Source organism: Bacillus sp. z14 (2026) (assembly GCF_058313575.1).
The window spans coordinates 226,800-244,797 of the sequence record NZ_JBZFQK010000005.1; the positions used below are offsets into that span (position 1 = coordinate 226,800).

Here is a 17,998-nt window from a genome sequence, read left to right on the forward strand (position 1 = left end):
TTTAAAAATATCAAAGAATTAGATTTTAGATATGAGCTAGGGTCCCGACAAAATACGATCCATTATACCCGATTTCATAGTTTCCTAATATTACCATATTTAGACAAAAAAAGAAAGAGGGTTTATCCCTCTTTCTTGAAATGTTTATGCTGTTTATCTTAGATGTTAGCTTCCGTACGCAGTACTTCTACTTTATCAGTTTTCTCCCAAGGAAGATCTAAATCATTACGTCCAAAATGTCCGTAAGCTGCTGTTTGTTTATAAATCGGACGTCTTAAATCAAGCATTTTTATGATTCCTGCAGGGCGCAGATCAAAGTTAGCACGTACTAATTCAATTAATTTTTCCTCTTCAATTTTACCTGTACCGAACGTATCAATGGATATAGATACTGGCTGAGCTACACCAATCGCGTAAGCCAGCTGAACTTCTGCTTTATCTGCAAGACCTGCTGCTACAATATTTTTAGCTACATATCTGGCTGCATAGGCAGCAGAACGGTCTACTTTTGTAGCATCTTTACCAGAGAATGCTCCACCACCGTGACGTGCGTATCCACCATACGTGTCAACAATGATTTTACGGCCAGTCAAGCCTGCATCCCCTTGTGGACCTCCAATAACAAAACGGCCCGTTGGGTTAATAAAATATTTAGTTTGTTCATCAATAAGGTGAGCAGGAACAACCGGTTTAATTACTTGTTCTTTTAAGTCTTTCTTAATTTGATCCAGTGTTGTTTCCGCGTCATGCTGAGTAGAGATTACGATGGTATCAATTCTTACCGGATTTTTATTTTCATCATATTCCACTGTGACTTGTGTTTTTCCATCAGGGCGCAAGTATGGAAGAACTTCTTGTTTACGAACCTCAGCCAGCTTTCTAGATAATTGGTGAGCAAGAGAAATAGGAAGAGGCATTAATTCTTCTGTTTCGTTGCAGGCAAAACCGAACATTAGACCCTGATCTCCCGCCCCAATTGCTTCAATCTCTTCATCTGACATCGTGCCTTCTCTTGATTCCAAAGCTTGGTCTACACCTTGGGCGATATCTGCAGATTGTTCATCAATAGAGGTTAAGACAGCGCATGTTTCTGCATCGAAACCATATTTTGCACGTGTATAACCAATCCCTTTGATTGTGTCACGTACAATTTTTGGAATATCCACATACGTAGAAGTAGTGATTTCTCCCGCTACTAAAACTAATCCAGTGGTAACAGATGTTTCGCAGGCTACCCTTGCATTTGGATCCTTTGCTAATATTTCATCCAAAATGGCATCAGAAACCTGATCGCAAATTTTATCCGGATGACCTTCTGTTACAGATTCTGATGTAAACAAATGTCTCTTATTAGACATGTATATTTCCTCCTTCAGTTTCCCTGTTTATGGCTACTCATTATCTTTAATTATCTCCTGATTATACGAAAAAAGACCCTTCCCCTTTATAAAGAAAAGAGGAAAGGTCTGAGTCTCAGAAATCTGCCTTTCACTCTCATCGTTCAAGGCATTATAACCTTGCATCAAGTTAGCACCTTTGCGTGATTTCCATTAAAAGGAATCAAACTGCAGGTTGCCCCGGCTTCATAGAGCTCGTCTCTCCACCGAGTCTTGATAAGAGTATCCATATCAAATGTATATAATATCTTATCCATCATTTTCTGTCAATAAATAAACAGGAATATATTGTTAAGATAAAACTTTAGCTTCATCCTTTTTCTAAAAGAAGTACAGTCAGAACTTAAAATTCGCATTTCAATTATGATATTGATATAATTAATTTACGAATATTCAAATAAATATACTTTATTATTTATCCATCAATATTGACTAATATTCCTATTCTTTCACCAATGAAAACAATAATAATTATTCTTATATACTATATTAAACCATATTTTTGAAAATTAACACAATTAGTATGGATAAATCGATTAAATGTGTTATACTATTTTCCATATAATATGCTTACCAAAATTCTGGAAAAGGATGATACCTTATGAACAGTGTAGGAGTTTCCAATGAATTGAAACAATTACTTACTCATGATAATATTCACATTCAGCTTTCAGTGCCACAATTAGTTGAAAAAGTATTAACCAGAAAAGAGGGCATCCTCACATCTACTGGAGCGATTAAAGCCGAAACAGGTAAATATACCGGCAGATCTCCAAAGGATAAATATATTGTAGAGGAAGCTGCCACTAAAGATAAAATAGCCTGGGGAAGCGTCAATCAAGCAATATCTGAAGACGCATTCTCTAAATTATATGATAAAGTTATCGATTACCTCGAAAAACGAGATGAATTATTTGTATTTAATGGGTTTGCTGGGGCTGCAACAGACTACCGCCTTCCTATACAAGTAATCAATGAATATGCCTGGCACAATTTATTTGTACATCAGCTGTTTATCCGCCCCACTAAAGAAGAGCTTGAAAATCATTCTCCTGAGTTTACTATTATCTCAGCACCAGGTTTTAAAGCAAACCCTCTCGTGGACGGTACACAATCTGAGACGTTTATCATCATTTCTTTTGAGAAAAAAGTCGTCTTAATTGGAGGCACCGAGTATGCAGGTGAAATGAAAAAATCCATTTTCTCAATCATGAATTACCTGTTGCCTGAGAAAAATGTGTTCTCTATGCATTGTTCAGCAAATGTAGGTTTCGAGGGAGATGTAGCTCTTTTCTTTGGCCTATCCGGCACTGGAAAGACTACTTTATCAGCCGATCCAAATCGCCGCCTTATAGGTGATGACGAACATGGCTGGTCTCCTGATGGTGTATTTAATATTGAAGGCGGCTGTTACGCAAAATGCATCAATCTCACACAGGAAAAAGAGCCTCAAATTTTTAATGCCATACGCTTTGGTTCTGTACTAGAGAATGTGGTTGTAGATGAAGATACGAGAATTGCTGACTATGATAATGGAATGTTAACTGAAAATACCCGGGCAGCTTACCCTATCGAAGCCATGCAGAACATCGTCACACCTAGTATAGCGGGCCATCCCAATACAATCATCTTTTTAACTGCTGATGCTTTTGGTGTTCTGCCTCCAATCAGCAAGTTAACCAAAGAACAGGCAATGTATCATTTTCTAAGCGGTTATACGAGTAAATTGGCAGGAACTGAACTCGGAATCACTTCACCACAGGCTACGTTTTCTACCTGCTTCGGTTCACCATTCTTACCATTGCATCCAACTAAATATGCTGAGATGCTTGGCAAAAATATTGAGGAACATCAAGTTCAGGTATATCTGGTTAATACCGGTTGGACTGGAGGAGAGTATGGGACAGGTAGCCGCATGAAGCTTTCTTATACACGATTGATGATTCAAGCTGCATTGGAAGGAGAACTAGCCAATATCGAAACGGTACAAGACAGAATATTTGGCTTAGCGATTCCTTTACACGTACCTGGAGTACCTGATGAAGTTTTACAGCCGCAGAAAACGTGGAAAGATCCAGAAGCCTATTATGAAAAGGCGAATGAGCTTGCACATAAATTCAGAGAAAATTTCAAGGAATTTAAAAATATCAGTTCTGAAATTGAATCTAAAGGTGGACCAATTACCTTTTAAAGAACTAGCGGTGTCTTAGGAAGCCAAAAAGAAATGGCTTTCCTGAGGCACTATTTTATTTGTCTAAATTTAAAAACAAACCCACCGCCCAATGTAATTCTGGATGAAGGTTTGTTTTCTTTAGTTTCTATTCAATTTAGTTACTGGAATTTAAAGAAATCAACTCATATGTAATGGTTGTGCAGTTATTTTCCCATTCCACTTTTTTTATCCGTGCCGTTCCTCTCGATTCTCCATCCAGAGTTTTTCGGATATCAATCGGAATTTCAATTGGATATAGGCGGTATCCTTCTTTTTTTAGGACGAATAGATTTTCCTCAACCCTTTTTTCATTAGCCTTTGTCACTATAAGAGTATTCAATTCCATTGGCATACCCAATTCTCTCACTCCCCTGCTTCATTTATTTATTTCAATGGTATCATTTGAAGCGGCTTCTTTCATCCATTTCGTTAAATCCGTGACGATTTGCCGATTTATTCTAGGAGGTAGATAATGTGTATAGTCCTTAAGGTACCACACATCGACGCTCTTGCCGAGATCCTGCAGTCTGTTTCTTAATAGATTGGCATGTTCAACCGAAACGTTCTTATCCTTCTCGCCATGAATAATTAGAACATTACATGGTATTTTTTCAATTTCATACAAGGGTGTACGGGCTTTATATTCATCCGGCACCTTGTTTGGCGTACCTCCAATGACCCTTTTCAGCATTCTTCTTAAATCAATTCTCTCTATGTAGGTCAGAACCATATCGGAAACTCCCCCCCACGTGACAAGTGAAGCAGCGTCCTGGCAGTATATAGCTGTCCACAAGGCCATAATCCCGCCTCGAGAAAATCCAAAAATATGGACCTTTTTTGGATTAACCTTGGGATGTTGCTTTAAAAGTTCAAAACCTGCAATAGCATCCCAACGATCTTCTCCTGCAAAATCTTCCTCTCCTTCTCCACCCTGGTTGCCACGATAAAAGGGGGCAAAAACAACAAACCCCTGACTTGCGAATTGAATGATACGCCCTGGACGGACCTTCCCAACATTTTTAATGCCTCCGCGTAAATATAAAAATCCGTCCATTATTTCATCATTTTTTTTTGGCTCAGCTAATAGCCCCTTAACCCTTAACCCATTCGATAAATACGTGACAATATATAGATTTATATCCGGATGTGGCGATGGATATCGACTTCTATCTACGATACTACCTAGCGATGATTTTACTTCATCCATAATCCGGGCTCCTTTACAAAGTTCTATAGGCATTCACACAAATATATACCACACATACAATACGATTAACTACACTTTGGCATACATACTGCCTACTAAGGAGGAAATTCCCTTGAAATATTATCTTAAAACCAGCTTCTTCTGTATGCTGTCCATTCTGCTCATCTTTAGTTTATCGGCCTGTAAAGAAAATAAGTCGACTGAAGAATTGACAAAAGTCAAAGTAGCAGAAGTCACACGCTCTATTTTTTATGCACCTGAATATGTCGCCCTGGCCAAAGGATTTTTTAAGGACGAAGGGCTTGATGTAGACCTGCAGACTGCATGGGGCGGTGATAAGACAATGACTGCTCTACTATCAGGCGGAGCTGATATCGTGCTTGTTGGCTCAGAAACTTCTATTTATGTTCATGGACAAAATTCAAGAGATCCTGTTATTAATTTTGCCCAATTAACTCAAACAGATGGAACTTTTCTTGTATCCAGAGAAAAAATAGAGGAATTTAACTGGAACATGCTAAAGGGCAGTACATTTCTCGGACAGAGGAAAGGCGGTATGCCACAAATGGTTGGAGAGTTTGTACTGAAAAAACACAGCATTGATCCTCAAAAGGATTTGAAATTAATTCAAAATATTGATTTTGCCAATGTCGCCAATGCCTTTGCATCAGGAACAGGTGATTATGTACAGCTATTCGAACCTCAGGCAAGTGTTTTTGAAAAAGAAGGAAAAGGACATATTGTCGCTTCCTTTGGAAAAGAATCCGGCCATGTTCCATACACCACCTTCATGGCAAAGGAAAGCTATATGAAGGAAAATGAAGATATCGTTAAACGTTTTACAAAAGCGATTTATAAAGCACAAAAATGGGTTGAAGAAACAGATTCCGCTGAAGTAGCAAAAGCTATTCTCCCATATTTTGAAGATACAGACGTAGAGATTATTGAAATGGCCATTGACCGTTACAAGTCACAGGAGTCCTTTGCCTTAAATCCAATTCTTGATGAGGAAGAATGGTTAAATCTGCAGGATATCATGAAAGAAGCAGGAGAAATCGATTCCTATATCGATCATAAAACACTCGTAAATACAGAAATCGCTGAAGAAGTTTCAAAATAGGAGCTAAGGAGGCAGGGATTATGCCTTTATTGTCGATAGAGAATGTATCTCATCTCTATTTATCTAAATCGCAAACATCAATTGCTTTAGAGAATATATCAATGAGTATTGAGGAGGGAGAATTCATCTCCTTCCTTGGCCCAAGCGGCTGCGGTAAAACAACCCTTCTATCCATTATATCTGGCCTTTTTAAGCCAACCGAAGGAAGTGTTAAGCTATACGGGAAGGATGTCCTCATCCATCGCCAGGATATTGGATATATGCTGCAGCAGGATTATTTATTTCCCTGGAAGACCATTAAAGAAAATATATTGATAGGATTAAAATTATTAAAGCAGCTCGACCAAAAGCACGAAGAACAAACCATATCACTATTAGAAGAAATCGGCCTGAAGGATGTATTGACTAAATTTCCAAGGGAGCTATCAGGAGGAATGCGCCAACGAGTTGCCCTAGTTAGAACTTTGGCCACTAACCCTACTCTGCTCCTCTTAGATGAACCTTTTTCTGCTTTAGATTTACAAACCAAACTAAAGCTTGAAGATATCGTATCAAGTACATTAAAATCGTTTAAAAAAACGGCTATTTTAGTTACTCACGATATAGGAGAAGCAGTAGCCATGAGTGATCGTGTCTTCCTCCTCTCTCCAAAACCAGGAAAAATTCACAAAGAATTTGATATTCCAAACGAGTTAAAAGGGCTATCCCCATTTAATGCAAGAAATCATCCAGCCTTTTCAGATGTGTTCCAGCTTATATGGAAGGAGATGGAGCAGCTTGACGGATAATAAACTTAAAATTAATACCCTTCACAAGAACTATATCCAACAATTAAAAACCAACCAGCATAAAGTATGGCTGTATCAGGGTGTTATCTTTGTTTTATTTTTTGCTCTTTGGGAAATAGCCAGCCATTTTTACTGGATAGATCCCCTCCTGTTCAGTTCACCTTCCAATGTCGTTGAAATGCTGATTGAAAAAATACAGGATGGCAGTTTGCTCAGCCATCTCGGACTTACCTTGTTCGAAACAGTCATCAGCTTTATTTTAGGCACTCTACTAGGGACACTGCTAGCTGTTGCCTTGTGGTGGTCTCCAATGCTTTCAAAGGTCCTGGATCCCTATTTAGTCATCTTCAATGCTATGCCTAAGGTAGCCCTTGGACCCATTATTATTGTGGCGATGGGCCCTGGATTAATATCCATTATCACCAATGGAATCATTATCTCAGTTATCGTTACGACTATAGTCGTCTACACGAGCTTCAAGGAAATCGATCCCAATTATATAAAGGTAATGGAAACGTTTAATGCTCGCCGCATGCACATCTTCAAGGAAGCTGTCTTGCCGTATTCCTTTCCAGTCATTATATCGACACTAAAGGTTAATGTTGGTTTAGCCTGGGTTGGTGTCATAGTTGGAGAATTTCTTGTTTCTTCACAAGGACTTGGCTATCTAATCATTTATGGATTCCAGGTATTTAATTTCACCCTTGTTTTAATGGCATTACTCGTTATAGCTGTATTTGCAACGATTATGTATAAAATGGTCGAGTTTGTTGAAGCTAAGTTAATCCGCGACCGCTTATCATAAAAATTTTAACCGGCTTATTTTATCCAGACATTTCAAAACAACCTGATCCTTCATAATGAAGCTATATTGGGTGCTCGTTTGAAAATCATGTGGCAGTTCTGACAGTAAAACGGGCCCTTCTGTTTCCAGATAATCTTCTTTCTTCGTAAGGGCAGTAAGCTCGGCATAAAATACTGCTTTAACAAAGGAACCCGCTGGGTCGAGTACTTTATACTCGCCAATTGGAATTAACTGCTTTGCTTCTCCCCCTGTTTCCTCATATACTTCACGTATGGCAGCCTGAACAGGGGTTTCATTGTTTTCCACCTTGCCTCCGGGAAATTCAAGCCCTCTTTTGGAATGGTTGGTAAGAACCCATTTCCCTTTATAGCGGCATATGACGAATACATGACGAGCTTCTTTTTCAAATTGACCTTGTTCATCATGAAAATAGACATTATTTCCATGGATATCCTTAAATATGTCCATCTATCTCTACACTTCTCTCTTAATTGTTTCTTTCAATTATAGCAAAACTGGCTCTTATATAATTTATAAGGAATAAATCAATTAGAAGCTTACTTTTACAACACACTTTCTTAAAAATATAACAAATATAGTCATGAAGGATGGAATCAATAATATTTTCAATATAAGTAGAGTACATTTATAAAGGTTGGGGTAAATAATTACTATATGAATCGTGATCTAAAAATTGAAAGGAGTTCTTAGCAGTGAATTTCATTGATGAACTATACCAATTGTATCGAGATAAACTAACTGGCGATGATGAAGATATTGATATTTTGGCTTTAGCCGTTTTAGAACAGCTTGATCGTAAGGATGTTATGCAATTAATTAATGAACTGGAAGATCGGGAGCTATATAATTTAATGGGGATATACATAATTGATAGCCTTAAAAAGCGATTTGCAAATGATGATGTACAGCCGCCTGTATCAAAATATTTGCACTAAGATAGGATTACATAGCGAAACCTTCTAAAAATAGGAGGTTTTTTTAGTTTTTTAAATAAATTCACAGAGACCCCGAAAAACGATATGGTAAGATATAGGTCATTTCTATGTAACAGCAATGATATAATAGAGGTCATAAAGACTGGGGGAAAGCATATGGGGATGACAGGAATATTTATAATAGGGGCAATTATTATAGTCCTAATAATAGGGGTTACTGCACTTGTCACAACAAAAGCATACGAATACAAGCACACTATTGATCCATTAGATCAAAATCCGCATTTGAGTGGTAAAGAAGAGGTTCGCACATCTGAACCACATGAATAAGCGCAAAAAAGAATCCCCAGATAAAAAGGGGATTCGACTTTGTTTATGCAAATACTTGTTTTAAATCTTCTTTGCTTTGTGTCAGCCAAAATCTCATCAACTTTTTTGCACCTTCAAGGTCATGAAGCTTGGCTTGACCGCATTGTTTTTCGTTAGCCGCAGGAATATCAGTTATCTCAACAGCTTCTTTCATGGTTTTATCAAGCACATCTATGATTTCTTCAACAGTTGGCTCACCGCTGACCACCAAATAAAATCCAGTTTGGCATCCCATGGGTGAAATATCAATGATATCAAAGTGAGAATAACCCTCAGAATATTTCCTGATATTAAACGCCAACAGATGCTCTAAAGTGTGAATCGCATCTGGCTTCATGGCCTGTTTATTTGGCTGGCAGAAACGAATATCAAATTTGTTAACAACTCCATCGCTTCCTACTTTATGAACACCACAATGACGAACATACGGGGCCTTAACAGCATTATGGTCCAAATCAAAACTTTCAACAGATGGCATTATAAAACCTCCTTTTAAACTTATTACTAATTTTACCTTTTCTCCATCAATATTTCATCTCTAAAGTTTGAAGTTTGCCCTTTCAGGCATTATGATATGGTTGTATCTAAACATTCTAATTAAGGAAGTTCATATTATGAAAAAAATATTACTAAAACTAGTCCGTTTTTATCAAGTGGCCATTTCACCTATGAAGCCGCCAAGTTGTAGATTTTATCCAACATGTTCTCAATATGGCCTTGAAGCAATTGAGCGTTTCGGACCAGTAAAGGGGACCTGGCTAACCATAAAACGAATCTCTAAATGCCATCCACTGCATGCCGGCGGGTTTGATCCTGTACCTGAAAAACAAGAAAAAAAAGACTCTTGATTTACAAGAAAAAGCCGTGTATCATACTAGATATGCAAATCGTAATCTTTTCGATTTATATTTTTGCTTAACAAATCGTAATGAATACGATTAACAGGAGGATACTACATTGAAAAAAATATCATTTATATTCGCACTCATACTTGGTGCATCTATTTTTCTTTCCGGATGCAACAGCGATAATAGCACGACTGATACTAAAAATGAAAACCAGCTTTCTATTTATACAACTGTTTATCCATTACAGTATATGGCTGAGCAAATAGGTGGTGAACATGTAAATGTATCTTCTATCTATCCGGCAGGTGTAGATGAACATACATTTGAACCAACACAAAAGGATATTATCAATATCGCAGAGTCTGATTTATTTTATTACGTTGGATACAATTTAGAAGGCTTTGTAAATAACGTGACCAAAACATTGGGAAACGAAAATGTGGAAATGATAGCTATTGGTGAAAAAGTAAATCTTGATACTCATGGACATGAAGAGCACGAACATGAAGATCATGAGCACGAAGACGACGGCCATAATCATGGTACAGTCGATCCGCACTTATGGATAGATCCACTATATGCAAAAGAAATGGCTGAACATATTAAAGACACACTGATTGAGAAAATGCCTGAACAAAAAAGTGCCTTCGAGGAAAATTACGAAACACTGGCTAAAAAGTTCGATGAGTTAAATACAGAATATACAAAGGTATTCAGCGAAGCACCTCATGATGAATTCCTTGTTTCTCATGCTGCGTTTGGATACTGGGAAGAACGTTATGATGTAGATCAAATAAGCGTCTCCGGTATATCTACATCCGAAGAGCCTACTCAAAAATCACTTGAGAAGTTAGTGGATACTGCCAAGGAACATCAACTTAAATATATTTTAGTTGAACAGAATATAAATAGTAAATTAACGGATATTATTAAAAAAGAGGCTAATTTGACTGCATTGCCTATTCATAATCTATCTATCCTGACTCAGGATGATATTGATTCAGAACGCGATTATTTTTCAATCGCGAAGGATAATTTAGACTCACTGCAAAAAGCTTTAAATGATTAATCACGTAAAAGCCCGAATTCTTTTGGATTCGGGCTTTTTTCTTCCTGTATTTACTTTACATATAAGAGGTGAAAAGAAGCATTCTAACAAAAGAAAGGAGAGATTTTTATGCCAAATGGTGTTAAATGCTCTGTGAATTCCTGCCACTTTTGGAAACAAGGGAATAAATGTGCAGCAGAAAAAATTCAAGTAAATATGTATTCAGAGGAACGTGCTTATAAAAGTGGCGATACTGGATGCAAAACCTTTCGCCCAGCTGACTTTTTATAAACGAAAGGCTGTCATAAATGGATATCAATCACATACTCCGAAATTTTAACGAGGATTTACAAAATTCCAATTCCTTAACATTTCCTATATGCGTGGACTCTTTTACGAATTATTGGAGTACCGAATTCGGATCCCTTGATGAATTACCGAAGGAAGTAGACCAGCTTATAGCTAAACGGGGATTGGAATTAGGTTTACTGGAAGAAGAAATAAATCAATAAAGAAAAGCGCCCTGTGACCCAGGCGCTTTTCCCTTAGTAACTTTTCTTTACTAATTCGACAACTTCTTTTTCTGCCACATTTGTTATTGCGGTTATAACTGATAATGGGAGTCCGCGACGCAACAAGATCTCAGCAATCAAGTATTGTTTTTTCGAACGAGCCATTTCTTCCCCGCCTTCTTATGTCTTTTTTTCCATTATACAGGATTTGATAGCCGAATTGAATAAGTCCAACACCCAATATTCAGAATTAACTAAAAAAATTAATTAACTCTCTTCTCACTATTTTGTTTGAAGCATTACGGGGTAACTCCTTACCCATCACTACTTTTTTAGGAATTTTATATCGCGCCAGCCTGGATTCACAAAATTCGATGATCTCTGTCTGTTGTAAATGGCTCGCTGGATGGGGGACTATTACGGCTGCTGGAACGGCTCCCCATTCATCATCGCTAAGACCAATGACTCCCGCTTCTTTTACGAAAGGATGCTCCATCAAAACGGATTCTATTTCAGCCGGATAAATGTTTTCTCCACCAGAAATAATTAAATCAGAGCGTCTATCAATGACAAACAAATACCCTTCCTCGTCGATATAACCGATATCACCTGTATAAAACCAGCCATCCTGGAAAGATTCCGGTGCCCTTCCATGAAGATACCCCGGAGTTACATTTGGGCCTTTTACTGCAATCTCTCCCGGTACACCAACTGCAGCAATCCTTCCATCCACAATAATTTTTATCTCACATGGCAATAATGGCTTACCGGCAGAGCCCAGTTTTCGCGTTGCATCTTCAGGAGCCAGCGTGACGATTTGAGAGCATGTTTCTGTCATACCATATGTTTGAAAGACAGGTGTGTTTTTATCCGTAGCCTTTTTCAACAACGCCATAGGTGCTGAGCCGCCCCCTAACAGCATACAGCGAAATTCCTCAGGGTATGTCCTTTCTCCTAAATCTTCAAGCATTCTTGTCAAAGTATTCGTCACAACCGAGCAAATCGTAATCTTCTCTTTCCAAATAGCTTCATTTGCTTGTACAGGGTCGAATCCTCTTTGCAAAACAGTCTCTATCCCATAAATGACTGATCTTAAAAGGATAGATAAACCACTTATATGGAATAGCGGCATAAAGCAAAGCCATTTATCATCATCGCGCAACCCTAAATTTAGAGCAGACCCAATCGCACTCCAATAATGGTTTCCCATCGTTTGCTGAACGGCCTTAGGCTTACCAGTCGTACCTGATGTGTACATAATAGTTGCCGTTTGATTAAACGATAAGTTCTTCTTTTCTTCAAATGACTTTGCCTTAGCCTTCTCTAATTGTTCCAGCCTTAGCACGGAAATATCCAGTAACATTTCGTTTTCTGATATGAGAAAATCAGCCTGAGCATCTTCTAATTGCCACTCTTTTTCCCGATCTGTTAAACGAGTATTCAATAGGACAATTTTGGCGCCAATCAGGAGAAGAGCATGTATCGTAAAGACCATCTCCGGCCGATTCTTCATGTTAATTCCAATTACATGACCTTCCGCAACACCCAACTCCGTCAATTTTTGAGCGTATAAATGGGCCATTTCATATAACTCTCTAAACGTCCACTTCTCTCCCTCAAATGAAAGAGCCGTACGCTCCGGAGTCACATACGCCCGTTGAATCAAAAACTGCGGAACAACCGTATCATGCATCAACATCTTTTCAACCTTCCCTCTGAACTCCTTCATGATCTCTCTGACCATCAAAGCGTTTTTAAGTACAAATACAAATTAACCTCTATCACTCTAACTGATACTTACATGTACATAAAAACAGCCTGACGGTAGGCGTCAAGCTGTTTTTCGTTCTCCATTAAGGGAATCGTGGGAATTGGTCAAAGTCTGGATTGCGCTTTTCTTTAAAAGCATCGCGGCCTTCTTTGGCTTCATCTGTTGTATAATAAAGCAATGTTGCATCGCCTGCCAACTGCTGAAGTCCAGCCAGTCCATCGGTATCCGCATTGAAAGCTGCTTTTAGGAAACGAAGGGCAGTTGGGCTCTTTTCAAGCATTTCCTCGCACCATTGCACCGTTTCTTTTTCAAGTTGCTCCAATGGAACTACTTTGTTTACCAAGCCCATATCAAGTGCTTCCTGCGCATCATATTGACGGCACAAGAACCAAATTTCTTTTGCTTTCTTATGGCCTACGATTCTAGCTAAATATCCTGCACCATAACCTGCATCAAAGCTTCCAACCTTAGGACCGGTTTGGCCAAAACGTGCATTTTCAGCAGCAATTGTTAAATCACATACAACATGCAGTACGTGACCTCCGCCAATAGCATAGCCTGCTACCATTGCCACAACAGGTTTTGGAATAACACGGATCAAGCGTTGAAGATCAAGAACATTCAGACGAGGAATTTCGTCTTCACCCACATATCCGCCATGACCGCGAACCTTTTGGTCACCGCCAGAACAGAATGCCATGTCACCTGCGCCTGTTAAAATAATAGCACCTATTTCTTTATCATCCCTGGCACGGGAAAAAGCATCAATCAATTCCATTACTGTTTTTGGACGAAATGCATTGCGTACCTCTGGACGGTTGATGGTAATTTTAGCAATACCGTTATATCTTTCATATAAAATATCTTCATATGTACGAATGGTTACCCAATCAAAAGCCATTTCTAATTCCTCCCTCTAATAAACTCACTTACTATTCTACCAAATATTTTGGGTTCTTCCACGTGTATTGCATGGCCAGTGTCATTTATTGTTTCAAATTGGCATCTATTAAGGCAATTCTGCATTTTTAAGGCCAATTGAACGAACTTTTTATCCAATGCTCCCGCGAGCAATAAAACGGGAAAATCCAACTCCTTTAATTCACTCCAAAATGAGGGCTGTGAGCCTGTACCCATTCCCATTAAACTATTTTGCAAGCCAATACTGGTATGGGATACTCTCTCCTGCCTAATTTCTGCTTTCTTGCCATTCGACAGTCTTTCTTGTGAAGCAAATAACGGAATCTTCTCCCAATCATCTACAAAACTATCTATCCCATATTCTCTGATACGTTCTGCCAATTGTGCATCACTATGTGCCCTCGACAGTCGTTCGCCTTCATGTTCCAGGCCTGGTGATGAGCTTTCTAAAATGAGAGTCCGAACAAATTCAGGATATAAAACAGCAAACCCCAATGCCAGTCTCCCTCCCATCGAATAACCAAGAATATGTGCACTTTGGATATTTAAAGCGATTAAAATGTCCTTAATATCTTTAGCAGCCTTTTGCATTTCATATCTATCAGGATCAATAGGCGCTTCTGTCAGACCATGCCCTAATAGATCCAGACTGATAAACTGAAAACAATGTTTGTAATCCTGAATAAATGTATTCCACGTATTCATGGAACCCGTAAATCCATGCAAAAGAAGTACAGGCTGTCCTACTCCTTGCAATTGCACGTGATACTTTACTCCATTAATGGATAACATGAGTTTATTCGCCATCATTCATCATTCTTATTTCCCGGGAAACATGCTGAACGACTTCCCTGTATCTTTTCACATCATAGGAACGACTTGTACAAACTTCAACAATACAGAAATCCGGATTGGCTACCCAGTCCTGAATGGAATCAGTCACTTCTTCCCAAGTTTCCGGATTTTTATAGTTTGCTCCATACAAAGCAGCTGTATGATTAAAGTGTAAGCCATGAGGCGTACCAAAAAGCTCTTCAAAATGTTTTTCTTCAGCAGACTGAGGCAGGTAAGAAAAGATTCCACCGCCATCATTATTCACAACCAAAACCAGAAGCTTTAATTGATACATTTTAGCTGCCAGGAAACCATTCATATCATGAAATAAGCTGAGGTCTCCAAGTGCCAGTACAGTTGGTATTTCAGAGGAAGCGCTGATTCCTGCAGCAGTTGAGATAAGGCCATCTATCCCGTTAGCTCCCCTGTTTGCCAATATCCTAATCTGCTTAGTTGTTTGAAAGAAAAATGAATCTACGTTTCGAATAGGCATGCTATTGCCAACTACTAAGTTAGCTTTTTCCGGAAGTAAACTTTCCAATAGAGAAAATAATTTACCTTCCTGCATCCCTGTTTCATCCTGTATAGTCAGCAGCCCTTCTTTCGCCACTTCATTCATTCCTTGCCAAAGAGAAAGCCAATCTCTTCTTTCTGTATTTGCATGTACAGTAAGATTTTCTCTAACCGAGTGACAGAAAGCGGCCTCATCACAATAAACCATATGGGTACTTACTCCCGCTGGCTCTCTCCAGCCGCTGCCCCCATCTACTACAATATGATTTGTCTGTTTACACTTTTTCACAAATTGCAATACTGGTTTAGAAACTGGCATTGCACCAAACCGAATAATTAAACCTGGTGTAATTTTCCCGTGTATTGCTTCTTCCTTCAGAAAAGTATCATACGTTTCAATTACGTGCTGATTTCCACCTGCCCTTAATTGCGATAAAGGATCAGCAAGAATCGGATATCCCGTTGCTTCAGCGAAATTCAAAACAGCTTCCTTAAAATCAGGTTGGTCAATAGGACCGCAAATAATAATCCCTTTTTCGCTTTCCTTAATTAAACGAAGATATGTATTCAACTGAGAATCAGCCAGCTTACGGTGTCCATGTGCAATATCGATACACGCATTTGAATGGTCCGTTCTACGAATCCACTTTTCCATTTCGCTTAAGATTGGAATGAGTGGCTCTCGTAATGGGAAATTAACATGAACAGGTCCGGCAGGCTCCAGAATTGTATTACTGATGGCTCTGCTTGCTACAGTGCGTGCATACTGGAGCATCATTTCTCCGGAATCAGGCAGAGACATTTCTACAAACCATTTCACATGCTTCCCATAAAGGTTTATTTGGTCGATGGCCTGTGGTGCTCCAACATCTCGTAATTCATGCGGACGGTCAGCAGTAAGAACAATTAATGGCACTCTTGAATAATAGGCCTCTACGATAGCAGGAAAGTAGTTTGCAGCCGCTGTACCTGATGTACATAACAAAGCGACAGGCTTTCTCTTTTCCTTAGCCATCCCAAGCGCAAAAAAGGCGGCCGATCTTTCATCGATATTAATATGAACATTCATATCCGGATGTTCAGCCATACAATAGGCGATTGGTGTAGATCTGGATCCCGGACTAATGACAACATCATTCACTTCCGCTCGGGCTAGTTCATCTACAAAGGATGCTATAAAAGCAGTTAGCTCTTCTTGGTGATTCATATATTCCTTCCCTCCAAAGCAGAAAGCATGGGTTTAAATTTCACTTTTGTCTCCATATATTCACTTTCGGGATTTGATTTTTCTACAATCCCACAGCCCGCATATAGAGATGCTTTATCCTTCTTTAATAAACCTGAGCGGATTCCTACAGAAAAGTCACCATTTCCGTATATATCCATCCACCCTATTGGAGCAGCATAAAATCCTCTATCCATACCTTCATATTTTTCTATTTTCTCCATAGCAATATTTCTTGGCGAACCTCCCAAAGCAGGTGTTGGATGAAGCAATTCCACAAAGTCCAAAACAGAAGTGCCGGGCAGACTCACACAATTTACCGGTGTATAAAGATGCTGTATATTTTTTAGCTTCATTAATACGGGAGCATCAGGAATATTAATCTCGATGCAATGCTCTTCCATCGCCTCTTTAATCATATTGACCACAAACTGATGCTCGGATCGATTTTTATCATCATTTAATAATTCATTTCCTAGGGCTGAATCAATTTCTTCATCTTCATTTCTTGGCGTTGACCCTGCCAAACATGCAGAAAATACAGCCGGCCCCTCTTTTTTAATCAGCCTTTCCGGAGAAGCACCTATAAAACAATCATCCCCTGATTCAAGCCCAAAAATAAAGCTTCCGTTTTGCTGAATCATTAAATTCTCAAGTACTTTATAAGATGGAACTTCATCTTCAAATTGCAAACTTAATTCACGGGCCAGGACGATTTTCTCCATCTGTCCGTTTCGGATATCCTCGACAGATTTTAGTATAGCCTGTTTCCACTCTTCCACAATATGTTCTTGCCGTTCTATGATAGCTGGCATTTCTTTTTGGCCAGAATCAGACATAGACAAAAAAGCATCTCTATCTTCGATAAATTGGCGTACCTCTTTATCTGACATATGAGGAGTCAAATATATAGAGGAAGTTAAGTATGAACCATGATTTGTTTCTGTAATTAAAAACTTAGGTATATAAAATAAATAACTGCCAAATTGGCTCCAATTGGAACCCGGCTCTGTATTTTTAGAGTTAAAGGAAAAACCGCCAAAGCATAAAGGTCCTGTGCCTTTTCCAGAGTTAACCCCATTCACAATGGCTGACTCCATTAGGGCAGTCCATTTATCCTTAATATCTTTAAAACGTTTTTCTCCATTAGTAAGAGATTGTAGCTTACGTGCTGTTCCAATCCCGGCTAAATACAATTCATTATCCGGATCTTTCCAGTAAAATCGCTCACCTTTATATAAACACTCACTTGATTGATAGATATCGATCGGTTTCTTATTGGTAACGGCCTCAACATGACTGAATAAGATTGGCATAGCAATCCTTTTTACTGTATGTAAGGCTTCAGTCAATTCCTGTTGAATATCTGTCATTTGCTTTATTGCCATTCAAATCCCTCCGTTGCTCCTATTTCCAATAAACCTATTTAAAGATACACCTGTAGAAATTAAGCTGTCAATTTTTGTAGTTTC

21 protein-coding genes and 1 riboswitch are annotated in these 17,998 nt (G+C 38.7%); of the genes, 10 read left to right on the forward strand and 11 right to left on the reverse strand.

Annotated elements, in window-relative coordinates; genetic code table 11:
* Positions 1-158 precede the first annotated feature (158 nt).
* Complete coding sequence (metK, locus tag AC4G3O_RS16225) at positions 159-1,358, reverse strand: methionine adenosyltransferase (RefSeq protein WP_139892775.1); 1,200 nt, start codon at positions 1,356-1,358, stop codon at positions 159-161.
* Between the two features lie 133 nt (positions 1,359-1,491).
* A riboswitch (SAM riboswitch) is annotated at positions 1,492-1,620 on the reverse strand.
* 378 nt (positions 1,621-1,998) lie between these two features.
* Here metK and pckA point away from each other — a divergent pair.
* On the forward strand, positions 1,999-3,588 hold the full coding sequence (gene pckA / locus AC4G3O_RS16230; protein WP_139892774.1) for a phosphoenolpyruvate carboxykinase (ATP): 1,590 nt from the start codon (positions 1,999-2,001) through the stop codon (positions 3,586-3,588).
* A gap of 136 nt (positions 3,589-3,724) precedes the next feature.
* Here the strand turns inward: pckA and AC4G3O_RS16235 are convergent, their stop codons facing one another.
* Both AC4G3O_RS16235 and AC4G3O_RS16240 read right to left on the reverse strand, forming a co-directional pair.
* Positions 3,725-3,967, reverse strand: coding sequence for a DUF2584 domain-containing protein (locus tag AC4G3O_RS16235; protein WP_066109181.1), 243 nt, complete (start codon positions 3,965-3,967; stop codon positions 3,725-3,727).
* Between the two features lie 18 nt (positions 3,968-3,985).
* Entirely contained in the window at positions 3,986-4,816 is an 831-nt protein-coding gene (locus tag AC4G3O_RS16240) for an alpha/beta hydrolase family protein (RefSeq protein WP_066109183.1), read from the reverse strand.
* Between the two features lie 112 nt (positions 4,817-4,928).
* Between AC4G3O_RS16240 and AC4G3O_RS16245 the strand changes: the two genes are divergently transcribed.
* Genes AC4G3O_RS16245 through AC4G3O_RS16255 form a run of 3 tightly spaced genes read left to right on the forward strand, consistent with a single transcriptional unit; the run spans position 4,929 to position 7,529 of the window.
* On the forward strand, positions 4,929-5,936 hold the full coding sequence (locus AC4G3O_RS16245; RefSeq protein ID WP_373925505.1) for an ABC transporter substrate-binding protein: 1,008 nt from the start codon (positions 4,929-4,931) through the stop codon (positions 5,934-5,936).
* Positions 5,937-5,956: 20 nt separating this feature from the next.
* On the forward strand, positions 5,957-6,724 hold the full coding sequence (locus tag AC4G3O_RS16250) for an ABC transporter ATP-binding protein (protein ID WP_066109186.1): 768 nt from the start codon (positions 5,957-5,959) through the stop codon (positions 6,722-6,724).
* Positions 6,714-7,529 (forward strand): ABC transporter permease, encoded by an 816-nt coding sequence (locus tag AC4G3O_RS16255; protein WP_066109189.1) that lies wholly within the window; start codon positions 6,714-6,716, stop codon positions 7,527-7,529. The genes AC4G3O_RS16250 and AC4G3O_RS16255 overlap by 11 nt, the downstream gene beginning before the upstream one ends.
* Here the strand turns inward: AC4G3O_RS16255 and ytkD are convergent.
* Positions 7,524-7,997, reverse strand: coding sequence for an RNA deprotection pyrophosphohydrolase (ytkD, locus tag AC4G3O_RS16260; protein ID WP_066109192.1), 474 nt, complete (start codon positions 7,995-7,997; stop codon positions 7,524-7,526). The two genes, AC4G3O_RS16255 and ytkD, sit on opposite strands and share 6 nt — an antisense overlap.
* A gap of 245 nt (positions 7,998-8,242) precedes the next feature.
* On the opposite strand from ytkD, the gene AC4G3O_RS16265 reads away from it, so the two are divergent.
* Positions 8,243-8,485 carry a DUF6154 family protein gene (locus tag AC4G3O_RS16265; RefSeq protein ID WP_066109196.1) on the forward strand — a complete coding sequence of 81 codons (243 nt, stop codon included), beginning with the start codon at positions 8,243-8,245 and terminating at the stop codon, positions 8,483-8,485.
* Between the two features lie 156 nt (positions 8,486-8,641).
* Positions 8,642-8,815, forward strand: coding sequence for a YtzI protein (ytzI, locus tag AC4G3O_RS16270; RefSeq protein ID WP_139063879.1), 174 nt, complete (start codon positions 8,642-8,644; stop codon positions 8,813-8,815).
* Between the two features lie 43 nt (positions 8,816-8,858).
* Here the strand turns inward: ytzI and AC4G3O_RS16275 are convergent, their stop codons facing one another.
* A complete protein-coding gene (locus AC4G3O_RS16275; protein ID WP_066109199.1) occupies positions 8,859-9,332 on the reverse strand; it encodes an S-ribosylhomocysteine lyase in 474 nt (157 codons plus the stop codon).
* 136 nt (positions 9,333-9,468) lie between these two features.
* On the opposite strand from AC4G3O_RS16275, the gene yidD reads away from it, so the two are divergent.
* The 4 genes from yidD to AC4G3O_RS16295 all read left to right on the forward strand — a co-directional run bounded on the left by yidD (position 9,469) and on the right by AC4G3O_RS16295 (position 11,262).
* Positions 9,469-9,702, forward strand: coding sequence for a membrane protein insertion efficiency factor YidD (gene yidD / locus AC4G3O_RS16280; RefSeq protein ID WP_066109201.1), 234 nt, complete (start codon positions 9,469-9,471; stop codon positions 9,700-9,702).
* Positions 9,703-9,811: 109 nt separating this feature from the next.
* Entirely contained in the window at positions 9,812-10,771 is a 960-nt protein-coding gene (locus tag AC4G3O_RS16285) for a metal ABC transporter solute-binding protein, Zn/Mn family (protein WP_139892773.1), read from the forward strand.
* A gap of 108 nt (positions 10,772-10,879) precedes the next feature.
* Positions 10,880-11,041, forward strand: coding sequence for a DUF1540 domain-containing protein (locus tag AC4G3O_RS16290; RefSeq protein ID WP_077248189.1), 162 nt, complete (start codon positions 10,880-10,882; stop codon positions 11,039-11,041).
* A 17-nt stretch (positions 11,042-11,058) separates the two neighbouring features.
* Positions 11,059-11,262, forward strand: a complete 204-nt coding sequence (locus AC4G3O_RS16295) for a hypothetical protein (protein ID WP_066109205.1) — start codon at positions 11,059-11,061, stop codon at positions 11,260-11,262.
* 33 nt (positions 11,263-11,295) lie between these two features.
* Here the strand turns inward: AC4G3O_RS16295 and AC4G3O_RS16300 are convergent, their stop codons facing one another.
* The 6 genes from AC4G3O_RS16300 to AC4G3O_RS16325 form a co-directional block, all read right to left on the reverse strand.
* Positions 11,296-11,427, reverse strand: coding sequence for a hypothetical protein (locus AC4G3O_RS16300; RefSeq protein ID WP_257469186.1), 132 nt, complete (start codon positions 11,425-11,427; stop codon positions 11,296-11,298).
* Between the two features lie 85 nt (positions 11,428-11,512).
* The gene (locus AC4G3O_RS16305; protein ID WP_066109274.1) at positions 11,513-12,955 is read right to left on the reverse strand and encodes an o-succinylbenzoate--CoA ligase; all 1,443 of its coding nucleotides are present in this window, start codon (positions 12,953-12,955) and stop codon (positions 11,513-11,515) included.
* 160 nt (positions 12,956-13,115) lie between these two features.
* Positions 13,116-13,934 carry a 1,4-dihydroxy-2-naphthoyl-CoA synthase gene (menB, locus tag AC4G3O_RS16310; protein WP_066109208.1) on the reverse strand — a complete coding sequence of 273 codons (819 nt, stop codon included), beginning with the start codon at positions 13,932-13,934 and terminating at the stop codon, positions 13,116-13,118.
* A gap of 2 nt (positions 13,935-13,936) precedes the next feature.
* On the reverse strand, positions 13,937-14,761 hold the full coding sequence (menH, locus tag AC4G3O_RS16315) for a 2-succinyl-6-hydroxy-2,4-cyclohexadiene-1-carboxylate synthase (RefSeq protein ID WP_257469185.1): 825 nt from the start codon (positions 14,759-14,761) through the stop codon (positions 13,937-13,939).
* On the reverse strand, positions 14,751-16,508 hold the full coding sequence (menD, locus tag AC4G3O_RS16320; RefSeq protein WP_491136459.1) for a 2-succinyl-5-enolpyruvyl-6-hydroxy-3-cyclohexene-1-carboxylic-acid synthase: 1,758 nt from the start codon (positions 16,506-16,508) through the stop codon (positions 14,751-14,753). The genes menH and menD overlap by 11 nt, the downstream gene beginning before the upstream one ends.
* A complete protein-coding gene (locus AC4G3O_RS16325) occupies positions 16,505-17,914 on the reverse strand; it encodes an isochorismate synthase (protein ID WP_066109218.1) in 1,410 nt (469 codons plus the stop codon). The genes menD and AC4G3O_RS16325 overlap by 4 nt, the downstream gene beginning before the upstream one ends.
* Positions 17,915-17,998: the final 84 nt, after the last annotated feature.

Bases quoted from the DNA above. Each gene is read 5' to 3' on its own strand.
- metK (WP_139892775.1), bottom strand. From the start codon at position 1,358: ATGTCTAATAAGAGACATTTGTTTACATCAGAATCTGTAACAGAAGGT.
- pckA (WP_139892774.1), top strand. From the start codon at position 1,999: ATGAACAGTGTAGGAGTTTCCAATGAATTGAAACAATTACTTACTCAT.
- AC4G3O_RS16240 (WP_066109183.1), bottom strand. From the start codon at position 4,816: ATGGATGAAGTAAAATCATCGCTAGGTAGTATCGTAGATAGAAGTCGA.
- AC4G3O_RS16250 (WP_066109186.1), top strand. From the start codon at position 5,957: ATGCCTTTATTGTCGATAGAGAATGTATCTCATCTCTATTTATCTAAA.
- ytkD (WP_066109192.1), bottom strand. From the start codon at position 7,997: ATGGACATATTTAAGGATATCCATGGAAATAATGTCTATTTTCATGAT.
- ytzI (WP_139063879.1), top strand. From the start codon at position 8,642: ATGGGGATGACAGGAATATTTATAATAGGGGCAATTATTATAGTCCTA.
- AC4G3O_RS16275 (WP_066109199.1), bottom strand. From the start codon at position 9,332: ATGCCATCTGTTGAAAGTTTTGATTTGGACCATAATGCTGTTAAGGCC.
- yidD (WP_066109201.1), top strand. From the start codon at position 9,469: ATGAAAAAAATATTACTAAAACTAGTCCGTTTTTATCAAGTGGCCATT.
- AC4G3O_RS16290 (WP_077248189.1), top strand. From the start codon at position 10,880: ATGCCAAATGGTGTTAAATGCTCTGTGAATTCCTGCCACTTTTGGAAA.
- AC4G3O_RS16295 (WP_066109205.1), top strand. From the start codon at position 11,059: ATGGATATCAATCACATACTCCGAAATTTTAACGAGGATTTACAAAAT.
- AC4G3O_RS16300 (WP_257469186.1), bottom strand. From the start codon at position 11,427: ATGGCTCGTTCGAAAAAACAATACTTGATTGCTGAGATCTTGTTGCGT.
- AC4G3O_RS16305 (WP_066109274.1), bottom strand. From the start codon at position 12,955: ATGCATGATACGGTTGTTCCGCAGTTTTTGATTCAACGGGCGTATGTG.
- menB (WP_066109208.1), bottom strand. From the start codon at position 13,934: ATGGCTTTTGATTGGGTAACCATTCGTACATATGAAGATATTTTATAT.
- menH (WP_257469185.1), bottom strand. From the start codon at position 14,761: ATGGCGAATAAACTCATGTTATCCATTAATGGAGTAAAGTATCACGTG.
- menD (WP_491136459.1), bottom strand. From the start codon at position 16,508: ATGAATCACCAAGAAGAGCTAACTGCTTTTATAGCATCCTTTGTAGAT.
- AC4G3O_RS16325 (WP_066109218.1), bottom strand. From the start codon at position 17,914: ATGGCAATAAAGCAAATGACAGATATTCAACAGGAATTGACTGAAGCC.